Below are 12821 nucleotides of genomic sequence, written 5' to 3'. Positions count from 1 at the left end.
CCTCACTCCTTTAGATTTGTTGCAACATGTTGCGCCGAGCTTCCGGATACGGCGTCCTGTTGGACATCTGCTTTGCGTTGTGCTCTCGCAGTTCTGCCGGGCTGAGAGCTGAATTTTTGCTGATGACAAACAGACAGTAGCTGATCCAGCCTTTCTCAAGCGAGATCGAGCTATTGGCAAAGTTCCGAATGGAATTTTGCACGACTTCCGGCAGACCTTTCGTATTCTCCGCGTGCTCAGGATCATGCAGAGAGTTGGCGACCTGCTTGGAGACGTCAATCACTTCGTCAAGAACGAGGTGATGCTCCGCCAGCAGGTCGATCCAGCCTTGTACAGTCGGGATGTAGATGTCGATGCTCGGATCGGCGATGGCTCCGCGCAGGTTCGCGATGAAGTCCATCATCAGCACCTGCCCCCTTCGTTGAGGGCCGAGGACATGTTCTGGAACAGCCCCTGCTTGTCAGGGATGTGGCAACTGACTTCGATCCCGATCATCATGTCGTAGCGACCTGGCCTCCACCCAGCATCTACGCTTCACAAATGGATAGGTCGGCAGCGAGACGCGCTGCACGTTCTTGCCGTCATGTAGTCGCTGCCACGGCACTTTGCTGCCGGAGAGCCAGAGGGCGGCCAGCTGCTCAAGATTGCGCTCTTGCAGCGCGGTTTCCACAAGGGCTCTGGCTTGGTGGCGATCCGGTGCAGGACGGGTCTCGTCCACAACAGGCGAGGAGATGTATTCCTGCAAGCGCTGCAGCAGTTCTTCTTTGGAAGAGACGATGAAGGCTGCGCGCTTTTTCATCGGCTCGCGACCGACTTGCAGCGTGTAGGCGATCTGGGCGAGCGTCAGGGATCGGCCCGCTTCGCTCGCGAGATGCTCGGACAGACGAGCCGCCATGTGCTGCAGGCGGTCGTGGTTTCGGGCCGAGAGGATCACCAGTTGCTGTGCTGCGCCCGGTCGTTCTACCTGCACAGCCATCGCGGTCGGAATGTATTCTTCGATCACGGCATGGGCATTCGTGCCGCTGATCCCTGTCGTGCTGATCGCGCCGACTCGCGGGCGGCCTTCCTGCGTCGTCCACGCTCGGTTCTCGGTGCTGACGACGAACGGACTCTCCTCAAATCGGATGTACTCGTTGCTCGATTCGTATCCGTGCAAGCCCAACAGGGTGCGTTCGCGCATCGCCATCAGCATGCTGATCAGGCTGACGATGCCCGATGCGGCAAACGTGTGCCCGATGAGCGGCTTGATCGAGGAGAGCGCACAGTTCTGCGTTTGAGCGCCAGGCTTGCGGAAGGCGCTGGTCAGCGCTTGGATCTCCATCGGATCGCCTAGCTTCGACCCGGTGCTGTGCGACATGACGAACTGGATGTCAGACGAATCGATTCCATAACGGTCATACACGCTGCGGATCAGATCGGCTTGAGCGTCCGGGTTCGGCGATGTGATACCATTCGATTGGCCGTTGTAGTTGACTCCGGTCGCTGTGATGCAGCCGTAGATCTGGTCGCGATCGGCGATCGCTTTGGACAGAGGCTTGAGCACGACGACGGCAACGGCTTCGCTCGGCACCAACCCGTTCGCACGCGAATCAAACACATACGAGTGTCCGTCCGGGGACAGCATGTCGATCTTGCTCATCCCTCGGTAGATCATCGGGGAGATCAAAAGATTGACCCCGCCGGCCAGCGCCACGTCGCAGTCCCCTGCGCGCAAGGCTTGGCAGGCTTGATGGAGCGCAACCAGCCCGGAAGAGCAAGCGGCGGTCAACGCCAGATTCGGCCCCTTCAAGTCGAGGGTGTAGGCGATGCGGGCGGCCAACGTCGCATTTTGATTGCCGTTGAGCGGGCCGCCATCCCCTGTCAGGAAGCCGTATTCACCCTCTTCGACACCGACGTAGACGCCGCACAACTTGCCGCGAATCTGATCGCCCATGTAGCCGGCATCTTCGAGCGCGTGCCATGCTTCCTCCAAGAACAGGCGTTGTTTCGGGTCCATGTACTCCGCTTCTCTCGGCGAGATCTCGAAGAACAGCGGATCGAAGCAGTCGACGTCTTTTACGAATCCGCCCCATTTGGACGTGATTTTGCCTTCTTCATAGTCACTTTGCCAGTCCCAGCGATCCGAAGGAATCTCGGTGATCGCGTTCTTGCCCGCTTTGAGGTTCTGCCAGAAGTCCTGCACGCTGTCTGCTTGCGGGAAGCGTCCGCTCATCCCGATCACGGCGATCGGTTCGTGAACGCCGGATGTCGGCGGCGGCACGAGAATCTCTTTTGTCACCGCGACTTCTTGCCGGGCCGGAGCCACAATCGGAGCGACAACCGGAACGGGTGTCGGTTCGGGGGCTGGTTCGGCAGTCGGTTCAAGGTAGTGCTGCGTCATCAACGCCTCGTGTTCGCGCAGGAAGTGCAGGGTCAATTTTTCCAACGTGGAGTGGCTGAAGAACAAGGCCGGCGTCACTTCGAGGCCGTAGTGCCTGGAAAGACGGTTGCCAAGCTCGGCCAAGCTGATCGAGTCAAACCCGAAGTCGACCAGATTTTCCTCGACATCGAGTTCGTCGCGGGAGATTTTCAGGATCTGGCTGACCTGTTCTTTGAGATCCCACTCGATGCATTGCTCAAGCGAGAATCCTTGCAACTCCGGACGCATCGCTGTGCCCGACGAGACGCTGACAGTCGGCGGCGGCGTAGTGGGTTGAACCGCTGTCGGCGCTTGTGCAGCCATTCCGAGGAAGCGTTCGACGCGGCTTGGCTGCCCGACGAGGACCAGCTGCTGCACGTCGTTCTGCGAGAGGATCAGGTCAAAGAGCTCCACTCCCTCTTCCGCTTCCAAGAAGCGCTGTCCGCTCGACTTCAGGTAGTTCGCCGTGATCTCTCCTTCATCAAGACCCATTCCGCCTTCTTTCCAGAGCGGCCAGTTGATCACCAGCGTCTGGCCCGGCAACTGCTGTTCGTGACGGTGTTGCGCGTAGGCCATCTGGAAGCGATTGCCGATCGCGTAGTCGCAGGAACCGAAATCGCCCAACACGGCGGATGACGAGGAGAAGTAGCAGACAAAATCAAGCTTGGTCTCCTCCGCCAGCAATTCGTCGAGCAGCAGGGTTCCTGCGATCTTCGGGCTCAGAACCCGTTCAAACGCCTTGATGTCCTTGGCAAAAAGGCTCTCGTCCCCGGACAATCCTGCTGCGTGCAGCACGCCGTGCAGAGGTCCGAAGCGATCGCGTGCACGAACCAGCCCGGCTCGCATCTGCTCTTCGTCACATACGTCCGCTTGCAGGTAGAAGACTTGGCTGCCCAGCGTCTCCAGATCGCTCAGCTTGCTGCGCTTCTCTTCGTCGAGCTCGGAGCGGCCGGTGAGGATGAGGTTCACAGGCTGTTTTTGGGCCAGATGCTCCGCGAACAAGTAGCCGAGCGCACCGAGACCGCCGGTGATCAGGTAGGTGCCGCCTGCCCGCACCGTGCGTTGGCCCGCTTCAAGGCGGGTCGGCTGGACGGTGCAGATGTGGCGCTTGCCCGCTTCGTACAGGACGCTTTGCGCTTGCGGGGCATGGAGTTCACGCCAGAGCAGCGGCATCCAGTCTTGAAGCGAGGAAGAGCCCGCCTGCAAGACCGCCGTCACCTTCGTGTTAGGCAGCACTAGGCCCAAAGATCTTTCAAAGCCGATCCACGATTCGAAGTAGCTTCGCTCCACTCCGTTCTCGAATTGCCCAGCCAGCAGCAGGCGTTCGGGCTTCAGACCGGAAGCGTCGAGGAACTTCAGGATGTTCACGATACTGGAATACTCTCGGATCAGAGCCTTGTCTTCAAGCGGCCACAGGTACAGCATCCCGAAGACGTCTCGACGCTCCTCCTGCATGCGTTGGAAGGACTCTGGAATCGAGCTTCCCTGTGCGATGAACTCGACTTGCAGGCTCGGGCTCAGGGACTTGAGCGCCTCCCGCACCGTTTGCTGCAGTGCCGGATCGGACAGGAAGCAGACGAGCGTTCCAGCGTTCCGGGCTGTGACAGAAGGCAGGGATTGCTCTTGCCAGATTTCTCGGAATGTCATCAACTCGAAGGATTCCGGCTGCTTCTTGGCTTGTGCAAGTTTCGCTTGTGCAGGTTCGGCCTGCAGTCCAGTCAGGCGAACGCAGATGTTCCCTTGGGCGTCGCACAGTTCGATGTTGAGCGTGCCATCGCTTCCCTCTTGCACCCTTGCTTGCAGGTTCGTCGAGACCGGGGCCAGCACTTCAAGGTTTTCCACGACGCTCGAAGACATCAGGGTGCGTGCCGCTCCCGCCGTTCCTTCCGGCACCCAGTAGCGCTGTTTGGCAAACGGATAGGTCGGCAGGCTGATGCGGCGCGGCTTGTGTTCGCCGTAGAGCTTGTTCCAGTCCAGCTCCAATCCTTTGACCCACAGGTCGACGAGCTTGACGTGCTTGCGGCGCTGAATCCATTTTTCAATCGCTTCCTGCAGCTCTTCATCGGCGAGGAAGAGCGAGAGGGTGTCTCGGTTGGCTTTGACATGGCCGCGATAGAGGGTTGGGACATCCTCTTGGCGGGACACGCAGGCGCGCAACTTGGTCGCGAGGTCTTGAAGCGAGTCGACGAGCAGCGCCATGCGCGCATCGTGCGCTTCTCGACCGATCTGCAAGGTGTAGGCGATGTCAGCGAGGTCCGCATCTGTGAACGGCTGCGTCTCGATGGCGTGAAGCAGGCGCGCGGCCAGCTCCTGCAACCGTTCTTCGTTCTTGGCCGACAACACGATCACGGCCGGATTCTGCGGCGTCACCTCGACAGGCGTGCGCAGCGACTCTGCCGGTACGTACTCTTCGATGATCACGTGCGCGTTGGAACCGCCCGCTCCAAACGATGAGATGCCAGCGATGCGCGGCACTTCGCGAACCTGACCGCCGATCTCCACCAGCGGGCGCTTCCACTCCGCCAGCTCCTGCTGCACGACGAACGGGGTCGCGTCAAAGTCGATGTTCGGGTTGAGCACCTTGGCGTGCAGCGATGGTGCGAGTTGACGATGCTTCAGTTGCAGCAGCACCTTCGTAACGCCGGCGATGCCCGCCGCGCTCTCACAGTGCCCGATGTTCGACTTGGCCGAGCCGATGGCACAGGATTGCAGTTTAGCGTTTTTCCCTGCTTGGAAAGCCTTGGTCAAGCCTGCGATCTCAATCGGGTCGCCAAGCGAGGTGCCGGTTCCGTGCGCTTCGATGTAAGAGACCATGCTCGGGTCAAGCCCTGCCTTGCGCAACGCCTGCTCGATCACATTCGCCTGCGCATTCGGGTTCGGGATGGTGTACCCGTTGGTTTTGCCCCCGTGGTTGATCGCGGTGGCCTTGATCACGCCGTGGATCTGATCTCCGTCTTCAATCGCCTTGGACAGAGGCTTGAGCAGCACAGCGCCCACGCCTTCGCCCGGCACGTAGCCGTCGCCCCCTTCGCCAAAACTCTCGCATCTGCCCTTGCTCGACGCGAACTTGCCTTGGCCGAGCAGCAGGTACTTGTTCGGGTGAATCGAGACGTTGACACCGCCGGCGATCGCCAGTTCACAGCCGCCTTGCTGCAAGCTCTGGCAGGCCAGATGAATCGACGTCAGCGAAGACGAGCACATCGTATCGACAGCAAGGCTCGGCCCGTGCAGGTTGAAGAAGTACGACACCCGGTTGGCGATCGACGAGGGGTTGCCAGACAGGGCAAGCGGTCGGCCGAGGATCGTCTCCTCTGCGCCGTACAGCTGATACTCTTCGTACATCACGCCGACATAGACCCCGACGTTGCCGTCAAGCCCCAGCCCGCGATGTTTGGCGAGCATCTCGCGCGTATACCCCGCATCTTCCAGCGCCTCGTAGACGGTCTGCAGGAACAGTCGCTCCTGCGGGTCCATGATCTCCGCCTCGCGCGGGGAGATGTTGAAGAACTTCGGATCGAATTGATCCACGCCGTCAATAAATCCGCCCCATTTGCTGTTCGTCTTGCCCGGCTTGCTTTTGTCCGGGTCAAAATAGAGGCTGTGATCCCATCGGTCTTTTGGAATCTCCGTGATGCAGTCCTTGCCATCCCGCAGATTTTGCCAAAACTCCTGAAGGTTGCGCGCCCCCGGATAGCGGCCGGAGACGCCGAGGATCGCGATGTCCTGTTCTCCCTTGGCCGCCTTCGCAGGTTGCGCGACCGACGCTGCATGCACAGCCGTCGAACTCGCGGCCAGCCTCGAACGTCTGCGGCTGCTGACAGCCGACGGCTCAGGAGTGGACGCGGCCGCCACCGAAGCGGATTCCGAAACCCGCTCCTGCTCCCCGATGCCCAAGAGCTGCTGCAAGAGAACACGATGGGCGTCCAGGAAGTATCCGGTCAGCTCGCGGAGGTTTTGATATTCAAAGAACAGCGTTTTCGGCAAGGAGCCAAACGTCTTTTCCAGTTGGTTGGTCAGCTGCATGACCAGAATCGAATCGATGCCGTATTTTTCAAAAGGCGCATTGGCTTCAATCCGGCTGGCTGGCATCTTCAGGACGGAAGAGAGCAACGTCTTGAAATACTCGATCGCTCTCTCTTCAAAATCGCTCGAAATGAGAGTCGGCTCTTCTTCCAGCCTAGACACTGGCCCAGCTGCGGCTGTCGGTGCTGTTTTTGCAAAAACGGCGCGGATGCGATCCAGATCGCCTTCGACGACAAGAATCTGGTCTTGCTCGGAAGCCATGCCCTGATACAAGGCGCGAATCCCGGTTGCCGTCTGCATCGGGATCATGCCGAGGGTCTCTCGCAACGTCTGCTCCGTCTCCTGCTCCACCTGCATCCCGCCGTCTTGCCAGAGCGGCCAATTGATCGACAGCGTCCGGCCGGAGCGTTTGCCGTTTGCGACCCGCTCGTTTCGATACCCCGCAAAAGCATCGAGGAAGGCATTGGCCGTCGCATAGTCCGCTTGCCCCGGGTTGCCGATGGCTCCGGCCACCGAGGAGAACGTCACGAAGAAGTCGAGCGGCAGATGTTGCGTCGCCTCATCGAGATGCACGGCACCGGCCACCTTGGGAGCCAGCACGTCCTGCAACTCCGCTGTCGTCTTCTTGAGAATCAAGTTGTCGCGAATCACGCCTGCGCTGTGCAGGATGCCGTGCAGAGCGCCATGCTCAGCTTGAATGCTCTCGATCAGCTGCATGACCCCCGCGAAGTCGGTCACGTCCACTTGCCTGTACACAACATTTGCGTCCAAGGACTGAAGTTCTGCCTGTTTCTCAGCGCTCAGCGGCCCCCGTCCCGTCAGGACGAGCGTCGCCCCTTTCACTTGCCGTGCGATTTCGTCAGCAAAAATGCGGCCTAGGCCCCCTGCGCCCCCTGTGAGCAGGTAGACGCCTTGGTCCTTCCACGGAATGCGCAACACCTCTTCGCCCGGCTCGACTTCGCTCCATCCTGTTCCCCAGCGTTTGCCGCCTTGGTAACGGACGTGTGCGTCGCCTGCACAGCGAGCATTTTCTCGCAAGGTCTCCGCAAGGTTGCTCGCATCGTCAACTTTGATCAGCTGCCCGACAAGGTTCGGATTCTCCAGCTGAGCGGTCTTCAGCAGTGCAGAGAGGCCGGCGAAGACCTGCCCGTCCCCTTGCGCCGGAACGACGATCTGCACGAGCGCCTTCCCTTTGCGTCTTTCTTGCAAAATCGACTTGATCGCCTCAAACGCATGTGCTGCATAGGCCTCGAAGCGTTGGGCAAGCCCTTTTTCCTCTGTCTGCAAGATCAGGCTCCGCATCCCGCTCTGTTCGATCTCAGCGTCCACTTCGCAGAGCATCACCAGATGGTCCGCATACACCGTCTGCACAGCCTGCAGATTGACCGGACGCTCTGTCCAGTCCGGTCTGAGCATCAGCGTCCCCGCCTCGGCTCCTCGCTCGCGGTCGAGTATGCGGGAGGAATAGCCCTTCATCCGCACGCGGACGCTTCCGCTCTCGTCGCACAGGTCGAGATCGAGCTTGTGTACCTTGTCCCCTGGCTTGTTACCTTCACTGCGGCGCACGAAGGCCCACATCGAAGTGGTGCAAGGCCCGAAGATCTCCAGCTCCTCCAGCGCGAACGGCAGGGCCGGCTGGAGCGTCGTTTCGTCAGTCAGGAAGCCAATGGCCGTCTGCAGAGCCGAGTCCAGCAGGCTCGGGTGCAGGATGAACTGACGCGCGGTGCTCGCGACGGCGGCTGGCAGCGACAAGCGGGCCAAGATCATCTCCTGCCCGACATAGAGGTGCTCCATCCCTTGGAAAGCCGGCCCGTACTCAAGGCCCGCTCGGCGGTACAAGTCATAGCATTCCGCCGCGCCTCGTTCGCGCTGCCCGCACTGCGCTTGCAGAGAAGCAAGGTCGAGCACGAGAGCCTCGACGTCCGACAGAGCCGGTACCGCGCGCCCTTGGCTGTGTACGATCTCGCCGTCCAAGCCGCTGTACACTTCAAATCCGATCTCGCCGTTCTCTTCCGGGAACAGCCCGATCTGCACCGACACCGCGTCTTCTTCTGCGATGATCGGACGCGCCCAGACCACATTTTTCAAAGAGATCGACGGCATGTCGGCGGCCTGCTCCAGCGCGGCGCGCGCCATTTCCAGATAGGCGACACCCGGCAGCACCTTCCGCCCTTGCACCTGATGATCGGACAGGAAAAATTCTCGCCCGGTAAACGTCGAGGAGAAGCGTTGCTCCGTCAGTTTGGAGGTATTGCTGTGCAGCAGCGGATGCAGGGCGGCTGTCAGCGTCGAAGCCTCCCCTTCCTCCATCTCCGGCTCCGGCACCCAGAAGCGCTCTCTGGCAAACGGATAGGTCGGCAGATGAGCACGGCGCGGTCTCGAATCGGCATAGAGTTCCGACCAGTCGAGTCGGACGCCCTTCACCCAGAGTTCGGCGATCTCTTGCAGCGGCTTGTTTGCAATGCCCTGCGCCTCCTCCTGCCCCGTTCCCGACTGCGACGTCAAGAGACCGGGGAGTGTCCGCCCCTCTGCATAGGTTTCAAAATTCTGACGCGCTTCGTCTCTCGAACGGGCCACAAACGCCAGCCGCACCTCTCTTGCATCGCGTCCCGTCTGCAGGGTGTACGCGATGCTCGCAAGGCTCAGGTCGCGCTCCCGTTCGAGGAAGCCCGCCATCGAGGCTGCATACGTCCGCAGCTGTTCCTCGGTCATGGCAGACAACACAAAGAGCAACGGCGCATCCGCTTCTCCCGCTGCCGAAGCCAGACTCTCTTTTTCCAAATGCTCTTCGATGACGACATGCGCGTTCGTCCCGCTGAATCCGAAAGAGCTCACCCCGGCACGGCGCGGCATCCCGGCTGGCACCTCCCATGGAATCAGGTCGGTATTGATGTAAAAAGGACTCTTCGCGAGCCGAATGTGCTCGTTCAATTGGTTAAAATGCACCGTCGGCGGCACCTGTCGATGCTTCATGGCCAGCAGCACCTTGATCACCCCGGCCACTCCGGCTGCCGTCAGCAGGTGTCCGATGTTGCTTTTCACCGAACCGAGAGCGCAATAGCCGGTTTTCTCCGTGAAGTGCCGGAAGGACTCGGTCAGCGCCTCGACTTCAATCGGGTCGCCCAGCTTCGTGCCCGTTCCATGCGCTTCGATCAGGGAGATCGTCTCCGGGTCGATGCCAAATCGTTCATACACGTCCTGCTCCAGCAGGATCTGCGAATTGACGCTCGGCGCGGTGATCCCGTTCGTCTTGCCGTCCTGGTTGACACCCCAGCCGCGAATCACGCCATAGATCGGGTCTTCGTCCCGCACAGCATCTTCAAGGCGCTTGAGCACCAAGACGCCCACGCCCTCCCCCGGCACAAAGCCGTTGGCGCGCGTATCAAACGAATAGCAGCGTCCGTCGGGCGACAACATGCCCGCCTTGCTCGTCATGATGTGCAAGGAAGGCCCGGCCGCCGCGTACACCCCGCCGCTCAATGCCAAGTCGCTCGTTCCGAGCAGCAGGCTGTTGCAGGCTTCGGCCATCGCCACCAGCGAGGAGGAGCAGGCGGTGTCGATCGCAAGGCAAGGGCCTTTGAGGTTGAGCAGATACGAGATGCGAGCGCTGAGGATCGAGGAAGCCGCCCCCATCAGGCCTTGTGCGTTCAAGCCTTGATGGTTCAGCGCCTGCCCGTAGTCGTTCGTGCCGCAGCCGACGAACACGCCGGTTCGGCTGCCGGACAGAGAGGACGGCGCGATGCCGGCGTCTTCGATGGCCTGCCATGCGCTCTCCAAGAACAGCCGCTGCTGCGGGTCCATCAACTCCGCTTCGGCAGGCGAGATGTTGAAGAACAGCGGGTCGAACTTGTCCGCATCCTCCAGCACGCCCATCCACTTGGAGTAGGTTTTGCCCGGTGCGCTCGGGTCCGGCGAGTAGTGCTCGTCGAGCGACCAGCGCGTCGCCGGAATCTCGGAGATGCAGTCGCGGCCTTGTGCGAGGTTGTTCCAGAACTCGTCTGCATTCTTGGACTTCGGGAATTGACCGCTCAGCCCGATGATCGCGATCGCCGCCCCTTCAAAACTCGGCACCGCTTCTGCGCCGGCTGCCGAAACGGACGTGGACTGACGGGATTCCAGATGTTCACACGCCTTGCGCATCAGCATTTCTGCCACCGTGTTCACATGGCGCTGCTGCCAAGACTCATACGGCGTGCCTTGTACCCACCTGTTGAACGCCCCCATCGCCGGGCCGCAGAAGATCTGAAAATTATCCCGCTCCTGCTCATCCCCTCGCAGGGTCGCCTGTGCGGAATCGGCAAAATACCACTTGAAGATCAGCCCCATCTTGAAACGCGGGTTCTCGGCCGCCTCTTCGAGCTGCTCCGGATGTTTGGCGCGCTTGTAGGCGCAGACGAGATCCCAGACTTCCTCAAACGTCTTCTTAAAATATTTCGTTTCGATCTCATGCCGGATCGACAGCGGAATCTCGTCGATCGAGTTGTATTGGTGGAACAGCTGGTGCAGCTTGTTGGCGCGGGCGGCGAACTGGGTGTGTTTTTTCACCACCTGCACCTTCGCGCCGATCTCAAACATATCGCCTGCAACCGTGATCGCCATGTCGTGGATCGAAACGGACTGCAGCAGGTCCTTGACGACCGGATGGGCCCCGCTCTCCACCGTGCATTGATTGATCGATCCTGTGAAAATAAAATCAGCCCCGAGCATGAAGGCCGACGCGACCGCTTCCGGCGTGCCGATCCCTCCGCCGCAGCCGATGAGAATCTCCTCTTGGTAGCGGTACTGCCGCTGGAGCTGGTCTTTGAGCGCGCGGATGGCGGGCAGGAGGGAGAACGATACGCCTTGGTTCGTGTGACCGCCCGAGTCCGCTTCGATCGCGAGGTCGTCGACCAGCGGAATCGTTTGCGACAGGGCGGCTTCTTCCTCGCTGATCAGGCCGTAGCGCAGCAGCTGCTGGACGAGCGGCTCCGGCGGCGGCGAGAGAAACACGCGCGCCGTGTCCAGATGCGAGCATTTGGCGATCAGACGGCGCGGGAAGATCAGCCGGCCGTTTCGACGGGACAGGCCCTTGAGGCGCAGATAGACCAGCGGGAGCGTCGGAGCGGAGAAGGCGGACACTTCGATCGCCTTCACGCCGTAGTCGACGTACAGTTCCGCTGTGCGCCGCTCTTCGTCCGGGTCGTTCAGGTTGGCGATCAGGCACATGCCATACGGCTTGTCCGAACCCAGCCGCGCCTGAATGCGCTGCAGGACGGGCTCCAGTTCATGCACCTGAAAACCGGCGCTGCCGAAAAAGGCCAGCAGACCGGCCTGCCCCATGCGCACCACCATCTCCTCAGATGCGATCCCTCGATACATCGAGCCGGCAAAGTAACTCCAAATGGTGCGGTATCTCGTTTGGAACAGCGGATGGCCTAGCGATTCCGGCTGCAGGCGAACCGCCGGATCAACGGACAGTTCGCGCACAGCATTCGCAAGGGGGGCAGACATTTGCAACTCGTGGGATCGAGCCCGTGCAAGGGCCTGTTTGGCCTCTTCAGGGCTGATCTCTTTGGCTTCAAGCGCACGTAAGATCTCTTGTATCTTCATCTGAACCCCTCTTTTACAGCAAAATGTATGGTCGCAAGCACGGCGAGTGCTTGTTAATTTCCGAACAGGGAGATGATTCTGTCTTTCACTTCCGGTTCATGGAATGTCTTTTCATGCATGGCCATCTCTTGCTCGATCACGCGAGGCAGTTCCTCCCGAATCGGTCGGACCAGATGGTCCTTCAAGGTGATCAGCGACACTCTCGGTTTTTCTGCCAGTTGGCGCGCCAGCTGCAGCGCCCGGTTCATCACGTCTTCACGCGGAACGACGGGGAACGGCACGCCCCTTTTTTCCAAATCGGCGCCTCTGTAATTGTTGGCGCTCATCAGCATCTCTTCTCCGAGGGAGAAGCCCAACTTCTTCAGCACGATGTAGGTAGCCCCCATGCCGGGTGTGAATCCAAATCGCATAAAATTGGTCGTGTACACGCTCTCACGGCTCAAGATCACAAAGTCGGCAAACAGCCCGACGACAAACCCGCCGCCGATCGCGTGCCCTTGCATCGCGGCGATCACCGGAACCTTGCACTCCAAGGCGAGCGCGTAGACGTTCGCATCGGTGAACCGGCCTCTTCCTTCATGAATCGCCAGCAGCCCTTCCATCGTGCCGCCGGAGCAAAAATAATTGCCATAGCCGGTGAGGATGACCGCCTTGCAGCGTTCATTCGCGGCGATCTCCTCGAACGCTTCGATCAGGCCGCGCACCAGCCCTTCGGTAAAGGTGTTCTTCTGTTCCCGATCCTGCAAGGTCACTTGCACGATCCCCGTCTCGATCTCTCTGCACTCCACCACTGGATTCGTCATGTTCTCCT

At 60.3% G+C, this 12821-nt stretch carries 3 protein-coding genes; all 3 read right to left on the bottom strand.

Annotation, left to right across the window (positions count from 1 at the left end):
- Nucleotides 1–10 precede the first annotated feature (10 nt).
- Genes BLO51_RS09135 through BLO51_RS09125 form a run of 3 tightly spaced genes read right to left on the bottom strand, consistent with a single transcriptional unit; the run spans nucleotide 11 to nucleotide 12813 of the window.
- A complete protein-coding gene (locus tag BLO51_RS09135) occupies nucleotides 11–403 on the bottom strand; it encodes a hypothetical protein (RefSeq protein WP_090670112.1) in 393 nt (130 codons plus the stop codon).
- A gap of 57 nt (nucleotides 404–460) precedes the next feature.
- The gene (locus tag BLO51_RS09130) at nucleotides 461–12010 is read right to left on the bottom strand and encodes a PfaD family polyunsaturated fatty acid/polyketide biosynthesis protein (RefSeq protein ID WP_090670109.1); all 11550 of its coding nucleotides are present in this window, start codon (nucleotides 12008–12010) and stop codon (nucleotides 461–463) included.
- A 53-nt stretch (nucleotides 12011–12063) separates the two neighbouring features.
- The gene (locus BLO51_RS09125; protein WP_090670107.1) at nucleotides 12064–12813 is read right to left on the bottom strand and encodes a polyketide synthase; all 750 of its coding nucleotides are present in this window, start codon (nucleotides 12811–12813) and stop codon (nucleotides 12064–12066) included.
- Nucleotides 12814–12821: the final 8 nt, after the last annotated feature.

Source organism: Paenibacillus tianmuensis, assembly GCF_900100345.1.
GTDB classification, from domain to species: Bacteria; Bacillota; Bacilli; order Paenibacillales; family NBRC-103111; genus Paenibacillus_G; species Paenibacillus_G tianmuensis.
Note: the sequence above shows the minus strand (reverse complement) of the source record. Positions and strands in the feature narration are given on the sequence as shown.